The organism is Caballeronia hypogeia (assembly GCF_001544875.2).
GTDB lineage: Bacteria > Pseudomonadota > Gammaproteobacteria > Burkholderiales > Burkholderiaceae > Caballeronia > Caballeronia hypogeia.
Window position 1 is genome coordinate 1 of record NZ_FCOA02000018.1, and the last position, 24,971, is coordinate 24,971.

The 24,971-nt window shown below is 64.3% G+C and carries 23 protein-coding genes; 12 read left to right on the top strand and 11 right to left on the bottom strand.

What is annotated here, in order from left to right; translation table 11 throughout:
• Positions 1–255 precede the first annotated feature (255 nt).
• The 6 genes from pcaF (at position 256) to AWB79_RS23570 (ending at position 10,561) form a co-directional block, all read left to right on the top strand.
• Positions 256–1,458: a 3-oxoadipyl-CoA thiolase gene (gene pcaF, locus AWB79_RS23545; protein ID WP_061169849.1), complete on the top strand. Its 1,203-nt coding sequence runs from the start codon at positions 256–258 to the stop codon at positions 1,456–1,458.
• Positions 1,459–1,471: 13 nt separating this feature from the next.
• A complete protein-coding gene (locus AWB79_RS23550; RefSeq protein WP_061169850.1) occupies positions 1,472–2,986 on the top strand; it encodes a 3-hydroxyacyl-CoA dehydrogenase in 1,515 nt (504 codons plus the stop codon).
• A 34-nt stretch (positions 2,987–3,020) separates the two neighbouring features.
• On the top strand, positions 3,021–4,361 hold the full coding sequence (paaK, locus tag AWB79_RS23555) for a phenylacetate--CoA ligase PaaK (protein WP_061169851.1): 1,341 nt from the start codon (positions 3,021–3,023) through the stop codon (positions 4,359–4,361).
• Between the two features lie 258 nt (positions 4,362–4,619).
• Positions 4,620–7,808 (top strand): efflux RND transporter permease subunit, encoded by a 3,189-nt coding sequence (locus AWB79_RS23560; protein ID WP_061169852.1) that lies wholly within the window; start codon positions 4,620–4,622, stop codon positions 7,806–7,808.
• A 27-nt stretch (positions 7,809–7,835) separates the two neighbouring features.
• Complete coding sequence (locus AWB79_RS23565; RefSeq protein ID WP_061169853.1) at positions 7,836–9,056, top strand: efflux RND transporter periplasmic adaptor subunit; 1,221 nt, start codon at positions 7,836–7,838, stop codon at positions 9,054–9,056.
• Positions 9,056–10,561: an efflux transporter outer membrane subunit gene (locus tag AWB79_RS23570; RefSeq protein ID WP_061169854.1), complete on the top strand. Its 1,506-nt coding sequence runs from the start codon at positions 9,056–9,058 to the stop codon at positions 10,559–10,561. The genes AWB79_RS23565 and AWB79_RS23570 overlap by 1 nt, the downstream gene beginning before the upstream one ends.
• 91 nt (positions 10,562–10,652) lie before the next feature.
• Here the strand turns inward: AWB79_RS23570 and AWB79_RS23575 are convergent, their stop codons facing one another.
• The 3 genes from AWB79_RS23575 to AWB79_RS23585 all read right to left on the bottom strand — a co-directional run bounded on the left by AWB79_RS23575 (position 10,653) and on the right by AWB79_RS23585 (position 13,549).
• Entirely contained in the window at positions 10,653–11,342 is a 690-nt protein-coding gene (locus AWB79_RS23575; protein WP_096031599.1) for a methyltransferase domain-containing protein, read from the bottom strand.
• Positions 11,343–11,510: 168 nt separating this feature from the next.
• On the bottom strand, positions 11,511–12,134 hold the full coding sequence (locus tag AWB79_RS23580; RefSeq protein WP_061169855.1) for a hypothetical protein: 624 nt from the start codon (positions 12,132–12,134) through the stop codon (positions 11,511–11,513).
• 20 nt (positions 12,135–12,154) lie between these two features.
• The gene (locus tag AWB79_RS23585) at positions 12,155–13,549 is read right to left on the bottom strand and encodes a selenium-binding family protein (RefSeq protein WP_061169856.1); all 1,395 of its coding nucleotides are present in this window, start codon (positions 13,547–13,549) and stop codon (positions 12,155–12,157) included.
• Between the two features lie 194 nt (positions 13,550–13,743).
• Here AWB79_RS23585 and AWB79_RS40140 point away from each other — a divergent pair, with 194 nt between their 5' ends.
• Positions 13,744–13,899: a hypothetical protein gene (locus AWB79_RS40140; protein WP_198399081.1), complete on the top strand. Its 156-nt coding sequence runs from the start codon at positions 13,744–13,746 to the stop codon at positions 13,897–13,899.
• 104 nt (positions 13,900–14,003) lie between these two features.
• Here AWB79_RS40140 and AWB79_RS23590 read toward each other — a convergent pair whose 3' ends face one another.
• Together AWB79_RS23590 and AWB79_RS23595 are read right to left on the bottom strand one after the other, a co-directional pair.
• The gene (locus tag AWB79_RS23590) at positions 14,004–14,324 is read right to left on the bottom strand and encodes a hypothetical protein (RefSeq protein WP_061169857.1); all 321 of its coding nucleotides are present in this window, start codon (positions 14,322–14,324) and stop codon (positions 14,004–14,006) included.
• Between the two features lie 66 nt (positions 14,325–14,390).
• Entirely contained in the window at positions 14,391–14,849 is a 459-nt protein-coding gene (locus tag AWB79_RS23595; RefSeq protein ID WP_061169858.1) for an Lrp/AsnC family transcriptional regulator, read from the bottom strand.
• Between the two features lie 113 nt (positions 14,850–14,962).
• Between AWB79_RS23595 and AWB79_RS23600 the strand changes: the two genes are divergently transcribed.
• Both AWB79_RS23600 and AWB79_RS23605 read left to right on the top strand, forming a co-directional pair.
• Positions 14,963–15,901: a DMT family transporter gene (locus AWB79_RS23600; protein ID WP_061169859.1), complete on the top strand. Its 939-nt coding sequence runs from the start codon at positions 14,963–14,965 to the stop codon at positions 15,899–15,901.
• Between the two features lie 52 nt (positions 15,902–15,953).
• Positions 15,954–16,865: a recombination-associated protein RdgC gene (locus tag AWB79_RS23605; protein WP_061169860.1), complete on the top strand. Its 912-nt coding sequence runs from the start codon at positions 15,954–15,956 to the stop codon at positions 16,863–16,865.
• Positions 16,866–16,903: 38 nt separating this feature from the next.
• Here the strand turns inward: AWB79_RS23605 and AWB79_RS23610 are convergent, their stop codons facing one another.
• The 4 genes from AWB79_RS23610 to AWB79_RS39635 form a co-directional block, all read right to left on the bottom strand.
• Positions 16,904–18,037: a GGDEF domain-containing protein gene (locus AWB79_RS23610; RefSeq protein ID WP_232470984.1), complete on the bottom strand. Its 1,134-nt coding sequence runs from the start codon at positions 18,035–18,037 to the stop codon at positions 16,904–16,906.
• The gene (locus AWB79_RS23615) at positions 17,997–18,800 is read right to left on the bottom strand and encodes a hypothetical protein (protein ID WP_061169862.1); all 804 of its coding nucleotides are present in this window, start codon (positions 18,798–18,800) and stop codon (positions 17,997–17,999) included. Before AWB79_RS23615 ends, AWB79_RS23610 begins: the two co-directional genes overlap by 41 nt.
• Positions 18,801–19,477: 677 nt before the next feature.
• On the bottom strand, positions 19,478–20,389 hold the full coding sequence (locus AWB79_RS23620) for a YihY/virulence factor BrkB family protein (protein ID WP_061169863.1): 912 nt from the start codon (positions 20,387–20,389) through the stop codon (positions 19,478–19,480).
• A 108-nt stretch (positions 20,390–20,497) separates the two neighbouring features.
• Positions 20,498–20,698 (bottom strand): hypothetical protein, encoded by a 201-nt coding sequence (locus AWB79_RS39635; protein ID WP_157695832.1) that lies wholly within the window; start codon positions 20,696–20,698, stop codon positions 20,498–20,500.
• Positions 20,699–20,839: 141 nt separating this feature from the next.
• Here AWB79_RS39635 and AWB79_RS23625 point away from each other — a divergent pair, with 141 nt between their 5' ends.
• Positions 20,840–22,318, top strand: a complete 1,479-nt coding sequence (locus tag AWB79_RS23625; protein WP_061169864.1) for an NCS1 family nucleobase:cation symporter-1 — start codon at positions 20,840–20,842, stop codon at positions 22,316–22,318.
• A 10-nt stretch (positions 22,319–22,328) separates the two neighbouring features.
• Here AWB79_RS23625 and AWB79_RS23630 read toward each other — a convergent pair whose 3' ends face one another.
• The gene (locus AWB79_RS23630; RefSeq protein WP_061169865.1) at positions 22,329–22,655 is read right to left on the bottom strand and encodes a hypothetical protein; all 327 of its coding nucleotides are present in this window, start codon (positions 22,653–22,655) and stop codon (positions 22,329–22,331) included.
• Between the two features lie 158 nt (positions 22,656–22,813).
• Here AWB79_RS23630 and AWB79_RS23635 point away from each other — a divergent pair, with 158 nt between their 5' ends.
• A complete protein-coding gene (locus tag AWB79_RS23635) occupies positions 22,814–23,791 on the top strand; it encodes an alpha/beta fold hydrolase (protein WP_061169866.1) in 978 nt (325 codons plus the stop codon).
• Between the two features lie 13 nt (positions 23,792–23,804).
• On the opposite strand, the gene AWB79_RS23640 is transcribed toward AWB79_RS23635, so the two are convergent.
• Positions 23,805–24,443, bottom strand: a complete 639-nt coding sequence (locus AWB79_RS23640) for a hypothetical protein (protein WP_061169867.1) — start codon at positions 24,441–24,443, stop codon at positions 23,805–23,807.
• Between the two features lie 172 nt (positions 24,444–24,615).
• On the opposite strand from AWB79_RS23640, the gene AWB79_RS23645 reads away from it, so the two are divergent.
• Positions 24,616–24,885 (top strand): hypothetical protein, encoded by a 270-nt coding sequence (locus AWB79_RS23645; RefSeq protein ID WP_061169868.1) that lies wholly within the window; start codon positions 24,616–24,618, stop codon positions 24,883–24,885.
• The last annotated feature ends 86 nt before the right edge of the window (positions 24,886–24,971 follow it).

Sequence of the window (24,971 nt, forward strand, 5' to 3'; positions counted from 1 at the left end):
GACAAGAACTACACGCTCGAACAACACGAAATCGATGACGGCTTCGTGCTGACTTGCCAGTGTCATCCGGTGAGCGAGCGCGTGGTGGTGAGTTTCGACGAGCGTTGATGCACCGTTCATCCCCTGAAGCACGCACATCGCAAGGATGTGCGAGAAGCCGAAGCATTCCCTGACTCATTTCAGGCGCGAAGCCGACAGCAATGCAAGCATTGCCCGGCTTCGTCGCGATCAATCATCTATCAATTGGGACCTGTCATGACTGAAGCCTTCATCTGCGATGCGATTCGTACGCCCATCGGCCGCTATGGTGGTGTTTTCAAGGACGTCCGCGCGGACGATCTCGGCGCCGTGCCGATCGCCGCGCTGATGAAGCGCAATGCATCGGTGGACTGGGCGCAGGTCGATGACGTGCTCTATGGCTGCGCGAATCAGGCGGGAGAGGACAATCGCAATGTCGCGCGCATGTCGGCTTTGCTGGCGGGCCTGCCGATCGACGTGCCGGGCTCGACCATCAACCGTCTGTGCGGCTCGGGCATGGATGCGGTGGGCAGCGCTGCGCGCGCGATCAAATCGGGTGATGGTTCGCTCTATATCGCGGGCGGCGTCGAAAGCATGACCCGCGCGCCCTTCGTGATGAGCAAGGCATCGAGCGCCTTCTCGCGTTCCGCCGATATCTTCGATACCACTATCGGCTGGCGCTTCATCAATCGCGCGATGCGCGAGCGTTATGGCGTCGATTCGATGCCCGAGACGGCCGAGAACGTCGCCGTCGATTTCGGTATCTCGCGTGACGCCCAGGACCGCTTTGCACTGCGCAGCCAGCAGCGCGCGGCGCGAGCACAAGCCGATGGCACGCTCGCGCAGGAAATCACCGCGGTGAATGTGCCGCAAAAGAAGGGCGAAACGATCGCAATCGATCGGGACGAGCATCCGCGCGAGACCTCGCTGGAAACGCTCGCGAAGCTGAAGGGTGTGGTGCGTCCCGATGGCAGTGTGACCGCCGGCAACGCATCCGGCGTGAACGACGGCGCGTGCGCCCTCGTCATCGCGAATGAAGAGGCGGCGAAGCGCAATGGACTCACGCCGCGCGCACGCATCGTCGGCATGGCGACGGCGGGTGTCGCGCCACGCATCATGGGCATCGGTCCCGCGCCCGCGACGAAGAAGCTTCTCGCAAATACAGGCCTGACGCTCGAGCAGTTCGACGTAATCGAACTCAACGAAGCATTCGCTTCGCAAGGGATCGCCGTGCTGCGTCAGCTCGGGCTCGCGGAAGACGACCCGCGCGTGAACCCGAATGGGGGCGCGATTGCACTGGGCCATCCGCTCGGAGCCTCGGGCGCGCGTCTCGTCACGACGGCGATGTACGAACTCGAACGACGCAATGGCCGTTTTGCGCTGTGCACGATGTGCATCGGCGTGGGACAGGGTATCGCCATCGCGATCGAACGCATCTGAGAGGCCGCGAAACATGACGCAGGCCATTCAGACCTCCGCGCTCGTCGGCGTGATCGGTGCAGGCGCGATGGGCGCGGGCATCGCCCAAGTCGCGGCGCTCGCGGGACATACGGTGTTGTTGCACGACCTCGATGCCAAAGCGCTCGACAAGGCGCGCGCAGGGATCGCGGCGAACGTGCAGCGCCTGATCGACAAGAACAAACTCGACGCCACGACAGGACACGCGGCAGTGGAGCGCGTGAGCATCATCACGAGTCTCGCGGACATGCGCACCGCAACGCTCGTGATCGAAGCGGTCGCCGAAAGGCTCGAGGTCAAGCGCGCATTGTTCGCCGAGCTCGAAGGCATCGTGACGCCGCAGTGCATTCTCGCGACGAACACGTCGTCCATTTCGATCACGGCGATCGCCGCACCTCTGCAGCATCCGTCGCGCGTGGTCGGCATGCACTTCTTCAATCCCGCGCCGCTGATGGCGCTTGTCGAAGTGGTGCGTGGTCTCGCTACATCGGACGCTGTAGCTCAGACCGTCCATGCGACTTCAGCGGCATGGGGCAAGAAGCCGGTGTTCGCGAAGTCGACGCCGGGCTTCATCGTCAATCGTGTCGCGCGCCCGTTCTACGCGGAAGCGCTGCGCGTGCTCAACGAGCAGGGCGCGGATGCGGCATCCATCGATGCGGTCATGCGCGATTCGGGTGGCTTCAGAATGGGGCCGTTCGAGTTGATGGACCTGATCGGCCACGACGTGAATTTTGCCGTCACGCAATCGGTGTTCAATGCGTATTTCAACGATCCGCGCTTCACGCCTTCGCTGATTCAGCAGGAGCTCGTGAATGCGGGCTTTCTCGGCCGCAAGACGGGTCGAGGCTTCTACAACTATGCAGCCGATGCAGCGAAGCCTGCGCCGCGAGTCGAGACGCACACTCGCGCGCCATTGGAGATCGTGCTCGGCAACGACGCGCCTTTGTACGCGGGCCTTCAGACACGCATCGCAGCAACCAGCGAAGCACGCCATGCAATGCCCGGCCTGATCGCGCAAATCGACAATGCCCATCTGTTCCTCACCGACGGCCGCACGGCGACCGAACGCGCGCATGCGCTCGGCATCGACGACCTCGTGCTGATCGATCTCGCGCTCGACTATGCGAATGCGCGAAGCATCGCGCTCACGCGCGCACGTCAATGCTCGGACGGTGCATACGCCGCAGCCGTCGGCGCATTGAGCGCGAGCGGGTACGCCGTCGTGCCATTGAGCGATGTGGCCGGCATGGCCGTCATGCGCACGGTCGCCATGCTCGTCAACGAGGCGGCGGACGCGGTGAATCAGGGCGTTTGCACGAGCGCCGATCTCGACCTCGCGATGGAGAAGGGCGTGAACTATCCGGTCGGTCCGCTCGCGTGGGGCGAGCGTATCGGCATCGAACGCATTCACGATGTGCTGCTTAATCTCGCGTCGCATTACGGCGAAGACCGTTATCGCGCGTCGCCGCTCATTGCGTCCGTGCGCTATTCGGGCCAGCGTTTTCACTGAAGCGAATCCGCGTCATTTTCATTTTCGAGCATTCATGCAGGAGACAATCGTGGTTCAATCCATTGCACAGCAAAACGAACTGGAGCCGATCGAACGCGCGAGCCGCGACGAGCTGCAGGCATTGCAACTCGAGCGCCTCAAATGGACGCTGCGTCACGCGTATGAAAACGTGCCGCACTATCGCCGCGCATTCGATGCAGCGGGCGTGCATCCCGACGATCTGCGCGAACTATCTGACCTCGCGCGCTTCCCGACCACGACCAAGACTGACCTGCGCGACAACTATCCATTCGGGCTCTTCGCCGTGCCGCGCGATCAGGTTGTGCGCGTGCATGCATCGAGCGGCACGACCGGCAAGCCGACGGTGGTCGGCTACACGGCGAAGGACATCGACACGTGGGCGAACGTCACCGCGCGCTCGATTCGCGCGGCGGGTGGCCGCAAGGGCGATACGCTGCACAACGCATTCGGCTATGGCCTTTTCACGGGCGGCCTCGGCATTCACTACGGCGCGGAGCGTCTGGGCTGCATGGTCGTCCCGGTGTCGGGCGGTCAGACGGAAAAGCAGGTCCAACTGATCCGTGACTTCGAGCCGAAGATCATTCTCGTCACGCCTTCGTACATGCTGAATCTGCTCGACGAAATGGCTCGTCAGGGCATGGACCCCGCGAACACCTCGCTCAAGATCGGCATCTTCGGCGCGGAGCCCTGGAGCCAGGGTCTGCGTAGCGAGATCGAGACGCGCGCGGGCATCCAGGCGATGGACATCTATGGCCTGTCAGAGATCATGGGGCCGGGCGTCGCGTGCGAGTGTATCGAAACGAAGGACGGTCCGACGATCTGGGAAGACCACTTCTATCCCGAGATCATCGATCCCGTGACGGGCGAAGTGCTTCCCGAAGGCAGCACGGGCGAACTGGTGTTCACCTCGCTCACGAAAGAAGCGATGCCGATGATCCGCTATCGCACGCGCGATCTGACGTCGCTGCTGCCGCCGACCGCGCGCTCGATGCGGCGCCTGGCGAAGATCACCGGCCGCTCCGACGACATGCTCATCATTCGCGGCGTGAACGTATTCCCGAGCCAGATCGAGGAACTGATTCTCGCGATTCCGCGTTTGAGCGGTCAGTATCAACTGTGCGTCTCGCGCGAAGGTCACATGGACTCGTTGTCCGTGTCCGTCGAAGCGCGCGCGGAAATCTGCGCGGGCCTGAGCGATGGCGAACGAGCAGGTCTTTCGCGCGAACTTCAGCAGCGCGTCAAGACGATGGTCGGCGTGTCCACGCAAGTGCGCGTGCTCGACTCGGGCGAGTTGCCGACGACCGCGACAGGCAAGGCAAAGCGCGTGCTCGATCTGCGTCCCGCGACCGTATAAATTACCGCTTCATCTAGCGCCCCGCGTCCTGCGGGGCGCGACTCATTTCCCGCCATCTGACGCGCATGCGCGGCATTCATGGTGCGGTCTCGCATTCTTCTGCAGAAATCCTTCCGCATAAACCCTCGCAACCGTTTGCGCAAATTGTTTTGTAAGCTTCAGTTGTGTCATCGTAGCGATTGCATTTCGCTCAGATCATTTCTGAGCGATCGAACTGTATTCGAATAACGAAAACCAAACGGGGCAGGCGCAATTTCGATGTGGATCGTCAGACTCGCGCTCAGGCGCCCGTACACATTCATCGTCCTGTCGCTGCTTCTGCTGATCATCGGTCCGCTCGTCATCCTGCGAACGCCGACCGATATCTTTCCCAACATCGACATTCCGGTCGTGAGCGTCATCTGGTCATATAACGGCTTGCCGCCCGATCAGATGGAGCGACGCATCACGCTCAACTACGAGCGCGGATTATCGGTGGCCGTGAACGACATCGAGCATATCGAGTCGGAGTCGCTGCCGGGCATCGCGGTAATTCGCATCTACTTTCAGCCCAACGCAAATGTCGACGAAGCGATCGCGGAGATCACCGCGCTCTCGCAGACACAATTACGCTCGCTGCCGCCGGGCATCACGCCGCCGAACATATTGCGCTTCAACGCATCGACCGTGCCGATATTGCGGCTCGCGTTGTCATCGGCGGAACTCACCGAACAGCAGCTCTACGACTTCGGCAACAGCTTCCTGAAGACGCAACTCGCGACCGTGCAAGGCGCATCGGTGCCGTTGCCTTATGGTGGCAAGCAGCGGCAGATCATGGTCGATATCGATTCGCGCAAGCTGCAGGCAAAGAACCTCGCGCCCACCGATGTCGTCAACGCGATCAGCGCGCAGAACCTGATCTTGCCGACAGGCACTACCAAGATTGGCTCGACGGAATATTCGGTCGGCCTGAACGCGAGTCCGGGCTCGATCGAAGGACTCAACGACATTCCCATTCGCACGGGGCCCGGCGGCACGATCTATATCAAGGACGTGGCGCACGTGCGCGACGGCTTTCAGCCGCAGACCAATATCGTGCGCGTGGATGGTACGCGCGCATCGTTACTCACGATCAACAAGAGCGGCAACGCGTCGACGCTCGATATCGTCGCGCGCGTGAAGAACCTGTTGCCGACCTTGCGCGGCATGGTGCCCGAGTCGCTGAAGATCGAACCGGTCGCGGATCAGTCGCTGTTCGTGCGTGCGTCGGTGTCGGGCGTGTTGCGTGAAGCGGTGATCGCGGCGGGCCTGACCGCATTGATGGTCTTGCTGTTTCTGGGAAGCTGGCGCGCGACGCTCATCATCGCAATCTCGATACCGCTCTCGATGCTCACCTCGATCGTCGCGCTCTCCGCGATCGGGCAGACCATCAACATCATGACGCTGGGCGGGCTCGCGCTCGCGGTCGGGATTCTTGTCGACGATGCGACGGTTGCGATCGAAAACATCAGCCAGAACCTCGAGCAAGGCAAGGAACTGGAGCAGGCGATTCTCGAAGGCGCGCAGCAGATCGCGGTGCCCACGCTCGTCTCGACGCTTTCCATCTGCATCGTGTTCATTCCGATGTTCCTGCTCACGGGCGTCGCGCACTATCTCTTCGTGCCGATGGCCGAAGCGGTGGTCTTCGCCATGCTCGCATCGTACTTCTTCTCGCGCACGCTGATTCCGACGCTCGCGAAGTATCTGCTGCGTCATCACGAACACATGGGCGGCGATGTTGAATCGATGAAGGGCTCGCGCAACCCGTTCGTGCGTATCCATCTCGCCTTCGAACGCCGCTTCGAAGCGGTGCGCACGCGCTATCGAGGCTTTCTCGAAGCACGGCTCGCGCATCCCGGTCGCTTCGCAGCGCTGTTCCTGCTTTGCTGCCTCTTGTCGCTCGGACTCGCGCCGTTCCTCGGACGCGACTTCTTTCCGTCGGTCGACTCCGGCGTGATCGCGCTGCACATGCGCACCAAAACCGGCACACGCATCGAGGAAACCGCCGCGCTGACCGATCGTGTCGATGCACGCATCCGGCAACTCATACCGCACGGCGAGATTCGCTCGATCATCGACAACATGGGCTTGCCGGTGTCGGGCATCAACCTGTCATACAACAACACGGGCACGATCAGTTCCGCCGATGCCGACGTGCTCATCAGCCTGAACGAAAATCACGCACCGACCGAAGGTTATATCCGCGAGTTGCGAAAGCGCCTGCCACAGGAATTTCCCGGCGTGACCTTCTCGTTCCTCCCCGCGGATATCGTGAGCCAGATCCTCAACTTCGGCGTGCCCGCGCCGATCGACATATCGATCACCGGGCGCGACGTGCGCGGCAATCGCGCGCTTGCGAACCGCCTGCTGGAGAAGATCCGCCGCGTGCCGGGACTCGTGGATGCGCGCATCCAGCAGCCTTCCGATCTGCCCGCGATCAATGTCGAAGTCGATCGCACGAAGGCATTGCAAGCGGGTTTCACGCAGCGCGACGTCGCGAACAATCTGCTCATCACGCTGTCCGGCAGCCAGCAGACGACGCCCACGTTCTGGCTCAATCCCGCGAACGGCGTGAGCTATCAGGTCATCACGACCGCGCCGCAGTACGACATGAACTCGCTGCAATCCGTCGCGAACATTCCGGTCACGTCGGCGAGTGGCAAGACCAATATTCTCGGCGCGCTCGCGTCGCTGTCGCGCGGCGCGCGCGATGCGGTCGTCTATCACTACAACGCCCAGACCACCATCAACCTGTACGCGACCACGGAGCGGCGCGATCTCGGCGCGGTTTCGGACGACGTCCAGCGCATCATCGACGAGGTGCGCGGCGAGTTGCCCAAAGGCTCGTCGATCGAAATGCGCGGCCAGGTCGAAACCATGAACGGCTCGTTCTCGGGCCTCGCCTTCGGGCTGATTCTCGCGGTCGTGCTCGTGTACTTGCTGATCGTCGTGAACTTCCAGTCGTGGCTCGATCCGTTCATCATCATCACTGCATTGCCGGGCGCGCTCGCGGGCATCGTGTGGATGCTGTTCCTCACGCACACGACCTTGTCGATTCCCGCGTTGACGGGCGCGATCATGTGTATCGGCATCGCCACGGCGAACAGCATTCTCGTGGTGAGCTTCGCGCGCACGGCACTCGCGGAACATGGCGATGCGGTGCGCTCCGCACTCGAAGCAGGCTATACGCGCTTCAGGCCGGTGCTAATGACCGCCGCCGCGATGATGATCGGGATGGTGCCGATGGCGATCGGCTTAGGCGAAGGCGGCGAGCAAAACGCGCCGCTCGGCCGCGCGGTGATCGGCGGACTGATGGTCGGCACCGTGGCGACGCTGTTCTTCGTGCCGGTCGTGTTCTCGATCATCTATCGACGCATGGAAGCACGCGGCAAGGGTCCGAAAGCGCAGACCACGCAAGCGGCGCAATAACACTATCGAACAGCAGGCGGAGTGAGCATGGAAGAGCAGGTGTCGCAACGGTCGGGCAACAGAAGGCGAGGGCGCGTATGGCTCGTGATCGCGCTCGTGGTGGTCGTCGTGCTCGTCGCGCAAGGCATCCTGTCGCGGCGCGCGGCGCACGCGGAACTAGAGCGCGATGCGAACGAACACGGTGTGCAGACGGTCGAGGTCATCAAGCCGGCGCGCATGAAGGCCTCGCAGGAGCTCGTGCTCGCGGGCGATATCCGCGCGTTTTCCGATGCGCCGATCTTCGCGCGCACCAATGGTTATCTGAAGCGCTGGACCGTCGATATCGGCACGAAGGTGAAGAAGGGCCAGTTGCTCGCGGAGATCGACGCACCCGAAATCAACGATCAGCTTCGTCAGGCGCGCGCCGATGCGCAGACCGCGCGCGCGAACTATCTGCTCGCGAAGACCACGGCCGAACGCTGGGCGCAGATGCTGAAGAACAATTCGGTATCTCGACAGGAGACCGATGAAAAGAACGGCGACATGCTCGCGAAGGAAGCGGCGTTGAACGCGGCGCAGGCGAACGTATCGCGGCTCGAGCAGTTGGTGTCGTTCCAGAAGATCTACGCACCGTTCGATGGCACCGTCACCGCCCGCAATACGGACGTCGGCCAGTTGATCGATGCGGGTAGCGGCGCCGCGGGCCGCGAGCTTTTCCACATCCAGGACGCGTCGACCTTGCGTGTGTTCGTCGATGTGCCGCAGACGTACGCGCGCATGGTCACCGTGGGTATGCCCGCCGAGCTGCTGCTCAACGAGGAGCGCAATCGCGTCTTCGAGGGCGTGACGGTACGCACGGCGGGCGCGGTCGATCCGGTCGCGCGCACGATGCGCGTCGAAGTCGACGTGAAGAATCCGGCGGGCGATCTGCTGGCTGGCGCCTATGCGCAGGTGCGCTTTCGTCTCACGAGCGCGAGTCCTTCCTATACGTTGCCGGGCAACGCATTGCTGTTTCGTCCCGATGGCGTGCATGCCGCGAGCGTCGACGCCAACAATCGCGTGAAGCTACTGCCGATCACGCTCGGCACGGACTACGGCACGCGCGTGTCCATCGTGTCGGGTCTGACGGGCGACGAACGCGTAATCATAAATCCGCCCGATTCGATCATCGACGGCGCGTTAGTGCGCATCGGCCGAGCCGATGCAGGTGCGGGCGCGAGTCAGGGCGCCCACGGCGGCGCGCCGAAGGTGGAAGGAAACGAGTCGTGATGATGCGCGCGCCTGCCAGACTGGTCCCACTGCTAACTATCTCCGCGCTTGCCGGTTGCGCTGTCGGGCCGGACTATGTGCGTCCCGAGATGTCCGTGCCTGTCGCGTACAAGTCGCCGGTGCCGGCCGACCTTCCTGCATCGGCTGCTTCATCGCAAGACTGGAAGCCCGCCCGGCCCGCTGATACGACACCTCGCGCGCCCTGGTGGGAGGTGTATGGCGATCCGCAACTGAACGCACTAGAAGAGCGCGTCGCGACGGCGAATCAGACGGTGGCCGCGGCCGCAGCGCGCTTTCGCGGCGCTCGTGCGGCGGTGGCCCAGGCCCGTTCGGCGTACTTTCCGACGGTCACCGCGAATGCGGCGTTCAACCAGTCGCGTGTGTCGTCGAACGTGCTGTACAAGTCGAGCGCGGGCATCACCGTACCCGACTATCTCGTCGATGCGCAAATCTCATGGGAGCCGGATCTGTGGGGCCGTATCTCGCGCGCGGTCGAAGGCGGACGCGCGGAGGCACAGGCGAGCGCAGCGGACCTGCAAAGCGCGATTCTCTCGATGCAGGCCGCACTCGCCACGCACTATTTCGACTTGCGCGGCACCGTGGAAGAAGAGCGTCTGCTGCAGGCCACGCTGCAAGCATATGAGAAGGCGCTCGCACTCACGCGCGACCGCTTCGCGGGCGGCGTCGCGGCTGAATCGGACGTCGCGCAGGCGGAGGAGCAATTGCGCGCGACACAGGCGCAACTGATCGATCTCGAGACCACGCGCACGAGCCTCGTCAACGCGATCGCGATTCTGGTCGGCGAGGCGCCGTCGAGTTTCACGCTGGAGGTCGCGCCGCTCAACGAAGCGCACACGCCGCATCCCTCGGCCGCGCTCGCGGCGGTGCCGCTCAGTGTGCCGTCGACGTTGCTGGAGCGACGGCCGGATATCGCGGCGGCGGAGCGCCGTGTTGCGGAGGCAAATGCGCGCGTTGGCGTAACGACGGCCGCGTTTTTCCCGAACCTGCTGCTCGCCGCAACCGGCGGCCTCGAAGCGACACGCTTCACTTCCTGGCTCGAAGCGCCGAGCCGCTTCTGGTCGCTCGGTCCGCAGCTCGCCTTCACCGTGCTCGATTTCGGCGGCCGCGCCGCGGCCCGTGATCAGGCGCGAGCCGCCTACGACGAAAGCGTCGCGGACTACCGGCAAACGGTGCTGAACGCGTTCGGACAAGTCGAGGACAACCTGAACGCGCTCGATGTGCTGCGCCGCGAAGGCGAGGCGCAGCGCGAGGCCGTCGATGCCGCCCAGCGCGCGCTCGGCAAGGTGAGCAACCGCTACGAGAACGGCGCCATCACTTACTTGAGTGTGGTCGTCACGCAGGCGATCGTGCTGTCGGATCAGCGCACGGCGGTGGGCATCGAGCGCCGGCGCATGGCGGCGAGCGTTGCCCTCGTGAAGGCGCTCGGCGGAGGCTGGAGCACGGCCGAGCTGCCCAGCGCGGAAGAAGTGTCACGGCGCGATTGAATCTTGCACGATGCATGCAAAATGCCATCGGGCATTACGCATGCAGTATTCAAAACGCCGGCGCCGCGCCGGTTCATGCGCAAGCAGGTCTTTACGTCTTCGCCTTGGGCCGGCAAGTCATGAAAAACTGCGAACTCATCCACCAGGGCGCCTGCGGCACCGGGCTCGTATGCGTCTCGTCGATCACGAAGTGCTGGCTCACGGTATCGCGTAGTTCGCGGAAATCGAAACCCTTGTGCGTGTCGCGCGGGTCCGCCGGGCGCTCAACGCGAATGCCGACCATTGCCTTCAGGAATTCCGCCGGCGAATATTCGGACTTCAGCGAGCGGCTGCGGATCATCCGGTTGGACACCTTGGGTGCGATCGCGAGGCCGTACATGATCGGCACCGAAATGACGAAGGCGCCGTTCGGTTTGAGAATGCGGGCGGCATCGGCGAGAAGGGCGTCGAGTTCGTCGTCGTAGAGATGCTCGCAGACTTCGAACGCGGTGAGCACATCGACACTGCGCGCAGCCACGGTCGCGAGCGATTCGACGTACTTCACTTGCGACGACGTCGACGGCATGGACAAGTCGTAGCCGATCAGCGATACGTCCGGACGTGCTTCGCCGAGCGACTGCAGAAAGAGGCCCGGTTCCACGCCGAAATCGACGACCGTGCCGCGCTCGCGGCAAAGGTTGCTGACGAGCCCTGTCGCCGTTGACATGCGGGAGCGGTGAGCGAAGCGCGCCAGCGGATTGGCGGAGTTGACGGTTTGTTCTTCGAATGAAATTTCGCGCATTGAGTGCTGGTTTTTCTCATGGTTTCCGGCGCGCGATGCGTGCAGCGTGCCACGATCCGGTCTCGTTCGATCCGGGCGATATTGCCGGGGCCCCGAATCCCCGCTGCAATTTCGCCTGGTAGTCCGCGCGCGCATCTCGCGTGCGTGCCGCCGAGAACGGCATCGAGACTACAGGAACAGAAACGCACCGCATGCGATGAGGGCCACACTCCAGACCCAATCGACATTGATCCAGCCGCTGCGCAAAAAGCCGAGACCGCCGCGTTCCTGCACGGACATCGCGAACATCGAGATCGCGGCGATCACGGCGAGCATCGCGCCGGTGTGCGCGATCAGGGCAAGCGCGCTGGCTTCGAAGGCCATGCCGGCCACCTTGCCGGTGCAAAGCGGCAACAGCGCCGGCACGAGCATGAGACCCGCGCCATGCGCGCTCGACATCACGAAGGACCATAGCGCGAGACCGGCGAGACCGGTGCGCATGCCGACGGTCGGCCGCCCGCGATGCCCGCGCCATGCGCGCCACGCGCCCCAGCCAATCAAGAGCACGCCGCACGCGCGTGCGAGGCTGTCGTGGCCGACCACCGTGCCGAGCGTGAGCGCGCCCGCCAGCACGAGCGCGACCGATGCCGCATGGCCCAGCGCGATCGGCACGAGCGAGACCAGCGCAACGCGCCGGCTTCGCGCATAGAGGCCGAGCGCGACAGCGAAGAGCCATCCCATCGCCGGATTGAGGCCGTGGAACGCGCCGAGGCCAGCGGCGGTGAGAAGTAGTGCGGGCGATGCGGCATCCATGCGGAGCGGCTCGTGGCTTCTCAGGGATAGCAGTACGAATCCGACGAGCAATCGCCGCCTTGCAGCCGGATCTGATGCGGCCGGTGCCCCTTCGGCCAGTCGATGAAGAACTTCTCGTCGATCGCGAGGCCGCCGTTGGGATCGGCGTCGAGCTTCACCATCCAGCCATCGATGCCTTCGGGATAGAACTGCGCATCCACCGCGCCGTAGAGCGAATTCGTGAAGTAGACGCGCCGGCCGTCGCGGCTCACTTCGACCATCTGCGGGCCGCCGTTGAGCGCGCCATTCGACGCGCCCGGATGCGTCGCGCGCGCGACCACGCCGCCGATGCGTACCTTGCCCGTCAGCTTCGGCGCGAACGGATCGGAGACGTCGTATTGCAGCATGTCGCCGGTGCCCCAGCACGATACGTAGAGAAAGCGGTCGTCCATCGACAGGTCGATGTCGGACACGAGCGGTGGAATCGCGTTGAAGCCCTTGAGCAGGGGCGGAAGCGCATCGGCGTCGGCTGGCTCGGCGGGAATATCGATGACTTTCTTCACGGCCCATTTGTCTCCGTCGCGATACCAGGTCCAGATCGACGACGACAGATCCTTCAGGCTGATCACGCAGTTGACGAAGCCGTATGCCTTGGTCGGATCGTGCGCGGGACGCAACTCGAACACGAGCTGATACTCGTCGCCGAAATCGATCTCCTGAATGTGCCGGCGTTTCGTGAAGTCCCAGAAATGCAGCTTGCGACCGTATTTCGCGCCGAGCAGCAGTTCAGGCACGAGGCCGTTCTCGAAGGTCTCGGGCGTGCCCCATTCGCTCGTGACCATCGTGTCGTAGCCGAGATGCCACCAGCCGTCATAAGCGAGCTGTTGCGGCCCGCGATCCACTTCCCAGCGGCCGAGCGGATCGAAGCTCTGCTGGTCGAGCATCAGCACGCCGCCGGGCGCCTGACCTTCGGCATTGCCGAGCGCGGTGATATAGATGCCGCCCGGGCCGCAGTGCACGGTATGCGGGCGCGTATAGCCGGTTTTCTCCGCGAGTTCCGCCGGCTCGATCGTCTTCACGATGACAGGCTTCTTAGGATCGGGCTTCGTATCGACGATATGAATGCGCGACGAGCGCAGCCCCGGCACGACGAGATAGCGCCGCTCCATGTGCGGATGCGGTGCATTCGGGCACAGGCACGACGAGCACGCGTTCCAGCCGAAGTGATGCAGCTCGTCGCCGGTATCGGGCATCGCGAGTTCGCCGACGATCTTCGTGTAGTCGGGCGAAGCGGGATCGACATCGACTACGGCGATCTTGTCCGGCGTCTTGCGCTCCGGATCGAAGGTGGCCACGTAAGCCAGCGTTTCGCGCGGCGCCTTCGCAGCGAGACGCGGGGAAGGGTAGAAGCTCGGGTCCGGTTTCCATGTCGCCATGCTGCGTCTCCAGAGTGGGTGCGTTCGTTCGTTGATTCGAACGTCGGTTCGCTTACTAGCCAACCCACTATAGGACACGGGGACGGGACGCGCTCGGCGCGGCTTAGCTGCATTCGTGCGAAGCATCCGCGCGCAACGCATGATGCAGCGCCTAAAATAGAGGCATCGTCTCTTCAACCGGAAAGGAGGGAGCGATGGCCGAGCCAATGATCAGCCTGATGGCAGGCGTCGTTTTATTGCTCTGCGTCGCGATGGTTCTCGTGATGCATCACCGGCACCCGCATATTCATGTGCCGAAAGCGCGCTGGCTGGACACGCATCCGCCGCGCGACTGGCGGCACAGGCATTGAACCTGCAGTGGAAAGTAAATCAGGCGCGGCTTGAACGCTATTTAAACGCGGTTTGAATGTAGGGGCGCCGGCAGCAACCGGCGCCGCGACCTAGCGCGTTCGCTTCAGCGCCTTGGACCTTTCATCGCCTCCGCTTCCATCGCGGCGTGCCATTCCTCGCTGTTCTCGATCGGGTCAATGCCTTCGTCGATGAAGGCCGAGGCGCGCTCGGCCGCGGCGCGCGTTTCCTCGTCGGTATCGTCATCGACTGCGCCGTCCTCGTCGCCGGGCGGTTCCAGCATGTCCTGCAGCATCGCTTCCAGTTCGGGCGTGTCCCACGGCTCGCCGCGCTGATTCTTCTTCTTGATGTAATGCCTGACTTCGGCATCCTGCTCGGGCGTCAGTGGAAGCCCGCGGAAGGTGCTGCTAGCGTCGAAATCACTCATGATCGCTCCTTTCGCGGATGGCTTCGTTTAGTGTAACGCCGTTCGTGTGCGGGAAAAAATGCCCGCCTAGCCGAGCGGCGGCAGACGCCGTTCAATGGGCGTCGCTTTCACCAGCGCGGTGCTGGTCGCGGCGCGCTCGGTCACCTGGCTCAGGATGTCGTCGAGATGCTCGATCGAGCGCAGCCAGAGCCGGCATACGAAGCAGTCGTCGCCCGTCACCTTGTCGCATTCGACGAATTCGGGAATGCGCCGGATCGCTTCCTCGACGAGATGCAGCTGCCCCGGCAGCGGCTGCACGCGCACGATGGCCTGCAAGGTATAGCCGAGGGCGCGCGGATCGATATCGACCGTGAAGCCGCGAATCACGCCTTGCGTTTCGAGCCGGCGCACGCGCTCGGCGGTGCTGGGCGCGGACAGGCCGATGCGCTTCGCGAGTTCGCTGATGGCGATGCGCCCGTCGCTCGCGAGCACGTCGATCAGCTCGCGGTCGATGGCGTCGATATCTGTATGCAGGTTCTTTGACATGATGGCCTTCGAATCAAAGGTCGAAACACGTTGACGCCTTATTTTAGCCATGGTTTCGGGCACGGCGCGCGGCTAGACTTGAACGCATCGAAACTTCGTCGTGCAGGAACGAAATGAATACGGAAAGAGTTGACGCTCGCTGTGCAAGCGCATCGAACGCGCATGAACTGCGTCGCGGCGCGATCGAGATGACCCTCGCGATGCTGATGTCGGGGACGATCGGCTGGCTCGTCGTGTCGTCGGGGCAGACGCCCTGGAACGTGGTGTTCTTTCGCTGCGTGTTCGGCGGCGCGACCTTGATCGCGGTATGCGCCGCACTCGGCTTTCTCAGGAAGCGCTATTTTTCGTGGCGCATGATCGGGCTCGTCGCGCTCGGCAGTATCGCGATCGTCGGCAACTGGCTGTTGCTGTTCGCGTCGTATTCGCGCGCTTCGATCTCGATGGCGACCACCGTCTACAACACGCAGCCCTTCATGCTCGTCGCGCTGGGCGCGCTCGTGTTGCGCGAGCGCGTGTCGGCATCGACGCTCGCGTGGCTCGGCATCGCCTTCGTCGGCCTCGTGATGGTGGTGCGCGTGGAGCCCGCCGTGCTGGCGATGCCGGGGCAGTATCTCGAAGGCATCGCGTATGCGCTGGGCGCGGCGTTTCTGTACGCAATCTCGTCGATCGTCACGAAGCGGCTGAAGGGCACGCCGCCGCATCTGATCGCGATGCTGCACGTGCTGTTCGGCATCGTGATGCTCACGCCGTTCGCGCGCTTCGATCAGACGCCGGCGTCGTGGTCCGGATGGTCCGATCTCGTCGTGCTCGGCATCGTCAACACCGGGCTCATGTACGTGCTGCTCTACGGCGCGATTCAGAAGCTGCCGACCGCGACCACGGGCGCGCTGTCGTTCATCTATCCGGTGGTGGCGATCGTGGTCGACTGGCTCGCGTTCGGGCAAAGGCTCGCGTGGCTGCAGGTGGCGGGCGCCGCGCTGATTCTGCTCGCGGCGGCGGGCGTGAATCTGAAGTGGCGGATCGTGCCGGCAAGACTCGTCGCGAACGACTGACGCCACCTCGTATAAAATGTCGCCCCCATCCGCCACCAACGAAATCCGCGCCATGTGGTTCAAGAATCTCCAGCTTCATCGTCTTCCCGCTCACTGGTCCGTCACGCCGCAGCAGATGCAGCAATGGCTCGAACCGCTCGCGTTCAGCGCGGCCTCGAGCATCGAGAATGAGCGGCGCGGCTGGGTCTCGCCGCGCGGCGACGACGCGCTCGTCTACACTGCGAACCGTCAGATGCTCATCGTCTATCGCGCGGAGAAGAAGCTTCTGCCCGCATCCGTCGTCACGCAGTTCGTGAAGGAGCGCGCCGCCGAGCTCGAAGAGCAGCAGGGCTTCAAACCCGGCCGCAAGCAGATGAAGGAACTGAAGGAACAGATCACCGATGAACTGCTCCCGCGCGCCTTCAGCATTCGCCGCGACACGCGCGTGTGGATCGATCCGGTCAACGGCTGGCTCGCGATCGACTCGTCATCGGCTACGCTGTGCGACGACATCATCGGCCTGCTCGTGAAGTCGGTCACCGATTTGCCGCTCGCAAGCGTGCGTACGGCTCGCTCGCCGGTGTCCGCGATGACCGAGTGGCTGCTCTCGGGCGACGCGCCCGCCGGCTTCACGCTCGACCGCGACACCGAACTGCGCTCGACCGGCGAAGGCAACGCCACGGTGCGCTACGTCGGCCACGCGCTCGAAACCGAGGACATGCGCCGTCATATCGAAGCGGGCAAGCAGTGCATGCGTCTCGCGATGACGTGGGAAGACCGCGTGTCGTTCGTGCTGACGCCGTCGCTCACGCTCAAGCGCGTGAGCGCGCTCGATGTCATCAAGGAAGCCGCCGATCCGACCGCCGCGAACGACGACGAGCGCTTCGAATCCGACTTCGTCCTGATGACGGCGGAACTCGCGCGCATGCTCGCGCACGTGACTGAAGCGCTGGGCGGCGAAGAGGACTTGCGCGCGGCCGCGTGAGACTGCATGCGACCGCGTGCGCCCGTGCAAGCGCAGACTCAGGCGGAAGCCGACGCGAACGCGTAGCCGTTCTTGCCGTTGCGCTTGACGGTGTACATGGTGTCGTCGGCGGCGGCGACGAGCCGCCAGTAATCGCTGACGCGATCCGGAAAGCTCGCGATGCCCACGCTCGCGCGCACGATCGAAAGGCCCATCTGCGCGTCGGTTTCATGCACGCACGCGATGATCCGCTGCGCGATCGCGGCCAGTTCGCCGTCGCTCGAAAATTCGCGCACCAGGAGCGCGAATTCGTCGCCGCCGATGCGCGCGACCAGATCGCTGCCACGCATGACCTGGTGAAAGCGCCGCGACACCGCGATCAGAAACTCATCGCCGATGCGATGCCCGTGCGTATCGTTGACGCGTTTGAAGCCGTCGAGATCGATATACAGCACCGCAATGCGCGCCGAGCCGCCCTCGAGCGCGTTGGCCGCTTCTTCAAGCGCGCTGAAGAGCTTGCGACGGTTGGGCAACCCCGTCATCGGGTCGTGCAGCGAGGCTTGCTCGAACTCGTTGGAGATGCCGAGCAGTTGCCGGTTGCGCTTCGCATACATGCCGAGCGCCGTGATCAGCACGCCGAACACGATCGCCGACAGTGCGATCAGCGTATGCGACACACTCAGGATGCGCGCGCGCACGTCGGCGCTGGTGCGGTCGCGCTCGGTGCGCCAGTAAGCGTAGGCGGAATCGAGCGCGGAGCTCGCCTCGCCGAGCGCGGTGGCGGGCGAGAGCACGGCGGCGGGCAACACGGGCGCGGCCATCGGGCTCGACGCGATCAGGGCATGCAAGGCCGCGAGCCGCGCGGACAATTCGATGCGCGCCTCGCGATAAGCGGCCCGATGCTGCGAGTCCGCGGCAGGCGTATCCTGCAGCGATGACGCAGCCGCCCGGGCCGTATCGGCGCGTTCGACCGCTTCCAGCACCAGCCCGACATATTCCTGCTGCAATTGCGCGGAGAAGATCGCGCGGACCTGAAGTGCCAGAAACAGCAGGCCGATCAACAGACACAACAGCGCCGCGCCCGCGAGCGGCGCGGGACCGGGCACGCGGACGCCTTCGAGCGCGCGTCGCACGCGGCTCGTCAGCGTCGCCTCATGGGCGTGAATACTCCTCTCGCTGACGGTTCGGGACATTGTGTCGATAGCTCACTCGATGAAAGAACGCGCCCACGCGGGCAAAAAGCCCGCCTTCGGGTTTCGCGGCGGGGGAGGCGTGCGCGGCGCGCCGGCGTGCCTGCGCGGCTGAGTTCCCGTGATTGCCGGCGACCTGCTGCGTAGCCGATGGATTGCCACGGCGTTGTGCGGCCACGCTCTGAGCGGACGGGGCGGTCTGCGCGCCGTCCGCGTCTTGCGTCGCGGCCATCGCGAGCGCGGCGGCGCTTGTCGCGGTCGTTGCGCCGCCATCGCCATCGCCTTCGACGGATGGAGAGGCAGCGGCGAGCGCGGGTTCGTCGCCGGTCTCGGGCGGAGGCGGGTTGTCCGCGAGCGCGGCCGTATCGACGGGCGAAGACCCGTCATTCGATGCCGTCGGGTTGACGTAGCCCGGCGGCACGGTCAGAGGCGTTTCCACGGCGCCTGCCGATTGCGTCTGCGCGGCGATCGCGGGCTGGTCGATGCCGAGCGTCTTGCGCGCGCTCGACATGGCTTCGGCATACACGCGCTGGTCGTGATTGAACCACATGCTATAGGCGACGGTACCGAGCACGCCGATGCCCAGCGCGCTCGCCGACGCCATCCACAGCGCGAGGCGCCCGAAGCGCAGCGGCGTGCGGGCGGGCGCGGGCTCATCCTGGAATTCGAGCGTGGGTTCGTGCAGATTGATGACGTTGGGATCATTCGCGGGGCTCGGATGCTCCGCGATGCTCTCCTCGGGTGGCAGTTCAGCGTGGTGAGGCATGACAGCGCTCTCCAGAACGAATTCGTCGGACGGCGGGCAGGACGCGCATCGCGGATGTGCGCTTCCCGGGACAGCCGGATCGCGCAAGACCCAAGCGTGCGGCAATCTCTGCAGCGGACATGCACGTGCCGTTTTTGCTGCTTCCAATCGCGCGTCCCATCATATGAATCGATGAGCGCGGTGCGGCTTCGTCAGACGTAACAACGGCGCCGCGGCGTATCGCCAGCCGGCCCTTTTGCCGAAACAATGCAACTCGCGCCAGATGCCGCCACAATCAGGCGAAATCCGGCGTGAGACGCAAACACGGATGATGCGCGCGATGTACAACGCATCGGGCGTCAAGCGCCGCCCGACGAGCCGGAGCGCTGCGACTCGCCAAGTCGCGCGAGGTGACAGCCAGGCATGTCCGGCTTTAACCGTAGCATGCTTCGTTCCCGCCCCCATTTGAAGTGTCGCGAATGCATCATTCTTCAGAGGAAGTTTCCGCGCGTATGTGAGGTTCCGCACACAGGGACGCGCGCGGCGCAAACGGTGTTGCGCGCGCCGCACACCGGGTCAGAGGCCTCGCTTTTCGTGCCCAAACGACCTGGAAAGTTCGGCCAGCTTTCTTCTTTTTTCCGACAAAGGCGTGCGGATCTGGTGTGTGTCTCCGCGCACATGCGCAGCCGGCACTCCATTCATTCCGTGGTGAACGGCTGCGGCGCCACATCGCCATCCATGCCGAAGCGTTCGAATTCCGAGATTACCTGCGCGCCGAAGAGCAGCAGCGTCGCGAGCGCTTCGAGGCTGAACAGCACGACGATCGAGGTCGTCAGTGACCCGTACACAACGCTCACCTGCGAGAGCGTCGCGAAGTACCAGACGAGGAAGTGCCGCGTGATTTCCCACAGCACGGCGGCGGTGATGCTGCCGAGCAGCGCGAGCCTGAGCGACGGACGTCCGACCGGCATCACGAGATAGATCGACGTCAGCACGAAGACCTCGCCGGCGAAGCCCAGCAAATAGAGCAGCAGGCGCGATATGCCTTTGAGCGACACCTCGACGCCCAGCACATCGAGGCTGTTGCTGCCCATCGCCTGCAGGCCGTTCGAAACGAGCGTGACGATCAGCATGCCGATGCCGAGAAACAGGATGTAGCAGTAGGGGAGGAGCGCGGAGAGCAGGAAGTGCCGCCGCCTGATCGCGACGCGATGCACGAAGATGACCGACATCGCGTTCTCCAGCACCGTGAAGGCGAGCGAGCTGAAGAAGATCATCGTGACGAGCAGCAGCCAGCCGAGCACCGCGCGATGGGCGAGAAAATTGGCGAGTTCGCGCACGATCGCCTGCGCCTGTCCCGGCACGAGCCATTCGAGCAGATGCCCGAGCGCATCGAGCAATTCCTGCTGGCCGATGATGCGGGACAGCACGATCACGATCAGGATCAGCAGCGGGATGATGGAAAGAAGAGCGTAGTAAGCGACCGCACCGGCGAGCAACACGCCCTGATTCGCGCGGAAGGCCTTGAGCGTGCGCAGCGCGAAGCGCAAAGGATGACGCGCGACGCTCTGGACGTGCGGGCCCAGCACGGGGCCGAAAATCTTGGACATGAAACCTCCGCGGCGCGGGCGCTGCGCATCTTTCGCTGTGCGTCCTTTCCGGACGAGCAAATTTTGCACCCGTATGAGGATGCGCGCACGGAGTCGGCCGGGCGTGCCTCAGCCCGGCCGGCGAGCCTCGCTGCGCGCGGCGGCCTGTTGCGCGGCTTCCTCGAAGGCGAGATCGAGGAGGATGTCCACCTCGCGCGCGGGCATCTCGGCCGCGTCGATGTTGCGCAGCCGGCAGAAGAGCGCGAGCGCCTCGGCTGCGGCGGCGAAGGCGTTATTCATGTCGCGGGAGTGAAGGCGTTTTTTTCTCATGGTCCTGATAACGGCGGCAGCACGACCGGACTTTAATAAGCGCCAGACGCACGCCGTGCAAGCTCGTTTCACCTTCCGTTTTTAATGCATTACTCTGTTTGCATGACCCGCGCCCGTCGATCGCCCAGGAGGACAACAATCATGTCTGCTTCCCACGCAACCTCCGCCGACGCCGCCGCGCTCGGCGCCGACGCCGAAATCGTCAACGCCGACGAGCGTCTCTACAACCACGACCTGGCGCCCGTGCCGCGCGCCAAACGCACCTGGACCGGCTACAGCATCTTCGCGATGTGGATGTCGGACGTGCACAGCGTCGGCGGCTATACCTTCGCCGCGAGTCTTTTTCTGCTGGGCATATCGGGCTGGCAGGTGCTGCTCGCGATGACCATCGGCATTCTGATCGTGTATGTGCTGATGAACTGGGTCGGCAAACCGAGCCTCAGGCACGGCATTCCGTTTCCGGTGATGGCGCGCGTCTCGATGGGCGTGATGGGCGCGAACCTCGCGGCGCTGATTCGCGGCGTGGTCGGCATCGTCTGGTACGGCGTGCAGACCTATTTCGCCTCCAAAGCCGTGGCGACCTTGCTGCTGCTGTTCGTGCCTTCGGTCGCCGCGTGGCGCGATGTCAGCTTTCTCAGGCTCGACATGCTCGGCTGGGTCAGCTTCCTCTTCATGTGGCTGCTGCAGCTCATCATCTTCCAGCGCGGCATGGAGATCATCCGCAAGTTCATCGATTTTTGCGGGCCGGCGGTGTATGTCGTGATGTTCGTGCTGATGGGCTGGATTCTCTATCGCGCGGGGCTCGGCAGCCTCAATCTCACGCTCTCCGGCAAGGCGCTGTCAGGCGACGAGCAACTGCACGCGATGATCAACGCGGTCCTGCTCGTCGTGAGCTATTTCGCGGCGCTGCTGCTCAACTTCGGCGACTTCTCGCGCTTCGCGAAGAGCGAGCGGCAGATGAAGATCGGCAATTTTCTGGGTCTGCCGTTCAACTTCGTCGCGTTCGCGATCATCACCGTGATCGTCACGGCGGGCAGCGAGAAGGTGTTCGGCACAATGATCATGGACCCGGTGGAGATCGTGTCGCGCATCGAGAACAAGGTGTGGGTGGCGATCGGCAGCATCACCTTCGTCATCGCGACGATGGGCATCAATATCGTCGCGAACTTCGTTTCGCCGGCCTATGACATCGCCAATCTGTTTCCGAAGCACGTGGACTTCAAGAAGGGCGGTCTGATCGCGTCCATACTCGCGGTGCTCGTGTGTCCATGGATCTTCGTCGACAGCCCGAAGGCGATCACCATCTTCGTGTCGGTGTTCGGCGCCGTGCTCGCGCCGATGTACGGCGTCATGATGGCCGACTACTACCTCGTGAAGCGCCAGCAGGTGCGAACCGCCGAGCTCTACACGATGCAGCCCGGCGGACGCTTCTATTACGACGGCGGGTGGAACAAGGTCGGGCTCGCGGCGCTCATCGTGTCGGGCGTGATTTCGGTGGGCTGGGAGCTGTCGACGCAAATACTCAAGCTCCTGCCGCCGAACAATCTCGGCTGGCTGATCGGCGCGGCGGCGGGCGCGCTGCTTTACGTCGTCTTCATGCGCATGGCGAACCGGACCTAGCGCGGCGCGCTCAGCGCAACCACTTGCGCACGTCCTGCTCCCATTCGGGCTGGCCGCAGTTCGGCGGATTCTCCGGCCCGAGCACCGTGATGTAGCCGCGTTCCTTCATGCACGCCTCGTATGCGCGAACCTGCGTGCAGCGGCCCGGGCCGGCTTTCTTCGCGGCAGCCTTGCACGCGGACATGCTGTTGTCCATGCCGCTGAAGTCGGCATCGGTGCTCTCGTCGTTCAGGGACGGCGGATTCGCGCTCGCCGAGAATTCAACGGGCGTGCTGCACGCGGCAAGCACGAACGCGGCGGCGGGGAGCAGGCACAGGCGGAGAAGAAGTCGGTTCATCTGCTGAACTCCTTTAGTTAAGCTCTTGTTGAAGGCGCGAGATTCGCCGCATATTATTCCCCGCTGTATTCCTCGCTGTCATGGCGCGTGCCGCGTTCGTTCGATCCGCGCACGCCGCCGTCGTCGCACGATCTCCCCGAACCCGCCCGGAGCACTGGATGACGCCCATGCCGCTCGCCCGCGCAGTCTCGTCGTGCCTCGTTGCCGCAGCCCTGACGCTGTCCGCGACGCCCGCGCGCGCCGACGATGTCTCCTTCGGCCAGAACCAGCTTTGCGGCCTCGAAACCGCCCGTCCGGACCGCAATCCCGCCGTGCAGGAAAAAATCGTGCAAGGCAGGAACGGACCGATCGGCTATGTGCGCTTCGGGCGCGGCGCGCCGCTTCTGCTGATCACAGGCTTCCGCGCGACGCTCGGCGAATGGAACGCGTATTTTCTCGGCGAGCTTGCGAAGCACCACGATGTGATCGTGTTCGACAACCGCGGCGTCGGGCGCTCGACGGCGACGCCCGCGCGGTTCGGCGCCGACTACGGCATCCGCGACATGGCCGCAGATGCCGCGGATGTCATGGCGGGTCTGAAGCTTTCGCGCGTGGACGTGGTCGGCTGGTCGATGGGCGGCATGATCGCGCAGCAGCTCGCGCTCGACGCGCGCGAGAAGGTCGCATCGCTCACGCTGATCGCGACCGCGCCGCCGGGGCCGCAGGCCGCGCCGGTGCCGCCGCGGGTGTTGCAGGTCTTGTCGGGCGCGGGCCCCGATGCGTTCGGCCAGATCATGGCCGCGCTGTTTCCGGCGAACGTGGTGGCGGATGCATCGAAATGCTTCGTCGGCGACATGTTCGCGCCGCGCGGTTACAAGGGCCGCCCGGTGCCGGAGCCGGTCGCCGCGCAACAGAACGAAGCGATGACGCGATGGTTCGCCGACACCGCCGCCGCCGATGCCTTACGCCGCTCGCCGGTGCGCACGCTCGTCATCGCGGGCGCGAATGACGACGTGCTCGCGGACACGAACGGCCGCCGCCTCGAACAGATGATTCCGCGCGCGCGGCTCGACGTGGTCGCCGACGCGGGACATGCGCTCATGTTCCAGTATCCGCTCGAACTCGCGCGCCATATCGAGGCCTTCGTCGCGCAGTGAGACGCGCAGTGCTTCAGGCGCGCCGGGCTTCCCGCAGCAGCCACGCCGCCGCGACGCCCATGCCGCCGAACGTGAGCGGTCCGCCCGGCCACGCGTGCGTCCTGAAGATCGCGATGCCGAAGCTCGCGATCACGAGCAGCAGCAGCGGCGGCCACGAAGATCCGCGATCGCGCAGTGCGACGGCGGCGGCCGCCGCGCCCACGCTCAGCGCGCTCGAACCGAGCACCGCCAGGAGCGGCACGGCGAGCGTCGGCGCACTGCCGACGACGGGATGCGTCCAGATCGTCTCGATCGCCAAGCGCCACGCGTTGACATCGCCCGATGCGCGCGCTGCCGCCACGAAAATGCCGATGACCACGCCCGCCGCGGTATCGAACGCTATATAGCTTGTCGCGAACACGAACATGGCGGCGCGGCGGACCGCCGGCGCGACGCCGGACAAGCCGCGCACGAGGGCCGAGATCGCCAGCGCCGCGAGCGCGAACAGTGGAATCTGCGCGTAATGCACGGCGAGCCACACGTTGACGTCGAGTTTCATCAGATCGTGCCGATGCGGATGAAACATTTCGACGAGTGCGAGCGCGAACAACGACGCCGGAATCGCGACGACGTCGGCGGCATCGGGCCACGCATGAGAGAGGGAAGCGCGCATGACTCCTCCGCGAACCGCCTCGAATCTGTCGGAACTCATGTTACTGCTACGGCGAGTTGAAACGTTTGCTGATTCATAGCGCACCAACGGCGCGTGAATCGCCTTGGCCGGCCGAAAAGGCGGCTTCATACTGGCGTCGAAAAATACAACGAGAGCAACCGGGGACATCGCCATGAAGTCACGATTTACCGCCGTTCATCTGCGTCCGGTCGAACTCGCCGATCCGCATCTCGCGCATCTGTACATGGAGTGCGTCGACGCCGAAGCGCGTCTGTCCGGCGCGAGCAAGCTGGCGGCGACCGCCGTGTTCGAGGCGCGCGAAAAGACGCTCGCCGGCCTGTGGTCGCGGCTCGATGCGCTCGACCCGAGGCTCGGCCGCGATCTGAGGCGCGCGGTGCAGGACTGGCACGACATCGCGGTGAAGCTGCGCGGCGGCGAGTGAATTGAGACGCGCGAGCAGACGAACGAGACGCTGCGGCATTCGCGCGAAAGGCCGCCGCCACTAACCTTTCTCCAACGACGCAACGA

What these genes read in the sequence shown, in the direction of transcription:
- AWB79_RS40140 (WP_198399081.1), top strand. Translation starts at nt 13,744, where the DNA reads ATGGCCGAGCCAATGATCAGCCTGATGGCAGGCGTCGTTTTATTGCTC.
- AWB79_RS23625 (WP_061169864.1), top strand. Translation starts at nt 20,840, where the DNA reads ATGTCTGCTTCCCACGCAACCTCCGCCGACGCCGCCGCGCTCGGCGCC.
- AWB79_RS23560 (WP_061169852.1), top strand. Translation starts at nt 4,620, where the DNA reads ATGTGGATCGTCAGACTCGCGCTCAGGCGCCCGTACACATTCATCGTC.
- AWB79_RS23645 (WP_061169868.1), top strand. Translation starts at nt 24,616, where the DNA reads ATGAAGTCACGATTTACCGCCGTTCATCTGCGTCCGGTCGAACTCGCC.
- AWB79_RS23550 (WP_061169850.1), top strand. Translation starts at nt 1,472, where the DNA reads ATGACGCAGGCCATTCAGACCTCCGCGCTCGTCGGCGTGATCGGTGCA.
- AWB79_RS23610 (WP_232470984.1), bottom strand. Translation starts at nt 18,037, where the DNA reads ATGTCCCGAACCGTCAGCGAGAGGAGTATTCACGCCCATGAGGCGACG.
- AWB79_RS23635 (WP_061169866.1), top strand. Translation starts at nt 22,814, where the DNA reads ATGACGCCCATGCCGCTCGCCCGCGCAGTCTCGTCGTGCCTCGTTGCC.
- AWB79_RS23580 (WP_061169855.1), bottom strand. Translation starts at nt 12,134, where the DNA reads ATGGATGCCGCATCGCCCGCACTACTTCTCACCGCCGCTGGCCTCGGC.
- AWB79_RS23600 (WP_061169859.1), top strand. Translation starts at nt 14,963, where the DNA reads ATGAATACGGAAAGAGTTGACGCTCGCTGTGCAAGCGCATCGAACGCG.
- AWB79_RS23565 (WP_061169853.1), top strand. Translation starts at nt 7,836, where the DNA reads ATGGAAGAGCAGGTGTCGCAACGGTCGGGCAACAGAAGGCGAGGGCGC.
- AWB79_RS23640 (WP_061169867.1), bottom strand. Translation starts at nt 24,443, where the DNA reads ATGCGCGCTTCCCTCTCTCATGCGTGGCCCGATGCCGCCGACGTCGTC.
- AWB79_RS23620 (WP_061169863.1), bottom strand. Translation starts at nt 20,389, where the DNA reads ATGTCCAAGATTTTCGGCCCCGTGCTGGGCCCGCACGTCCAGAGCGTC.
- AWB79_RS23595 (WP_061169858.1), bottom strand. Translation starts at nt 14,849, where the DNA reads ATGTCAAAGAACCTGCATACAGATATCGACGCCATCGACCGCGAGCTG.
- AWB79_RS23575 (WP_096031599.1), bottom strand. Translation starts at nt 11,342, where the DNA reads ATGCGCGAAATTTCATTCGAAGAACAAACCGTCAACTCCGCCAATCCG.
- paaK (WP_061169851.1), top strand. Translation starts at nt 3,021, where the DNA reads ATGCAGGAGACAATCGTGGTTCAATCCATTGCACAGCAAAACGAACTG.
- AWB79_RS23570 (WP_061169854.1), top strand. Translation starts at nt 9,056, where the DNA reads ATGATGCGCGCGCCTGCCAGACTGGTCCCACTGCTAACTATCTCCGCG.
- AWB79_RS23615 (WP_061169862.1), bottom strand. Translation starts at nt 18,800, where the DNA reads ATGCCTCACCACGCTGAACTGCCACCCGAGGAGAGCATCGCGGAGCAT.
- AWB79_RS23630 (WP_061169865.1), bottom strand. Translation starts at nt 22,655, where the DNA reads ATGAACCGACTTCTTCTCCGCCTGTGCCTGCTCCCCGCCGCCGCGTTC.
- AWB79_RS23590 (WP_061169857.1), bottom strand. Translation starts at nt 14,324, where the DNA reads ATGAGTGATTTCGACGCTAGCAGCACCTTCCGCGGGCTTCCACTGACG.
- pcaF (WP_061169849.1), top strand. Translation starts at nt 256, where the DNA reads ATGACTGAAGCCTTCATCTGCGATGCGATTCGTACGCCCATCGGCCGC.
- AWB79_RS23605 (WP_061169860.1), top strand. Translation starts at nt 15,954, where the DNA reads ATGTGGTTCAAGAATCTCCAGCTTCATCGTCTTCCCGCTCACTGGTCC.
- AWB79_RS39635 (WP_157695832.1), bottom strand. Translation starts at nt 20,698, where the DNA reads ATGAGAAAAAAACGCCTTCACTCCCGCGACATGAATAACGCCTTCGCC.
- AWB79_RS23585 (WP_061169856.1), bottom strand. Translation starts at nt 13,549, where the DNA reads ATGGCGACATGGAAACCGGACCCGAGCTTCTACCCTTCCCCGCGTCTC.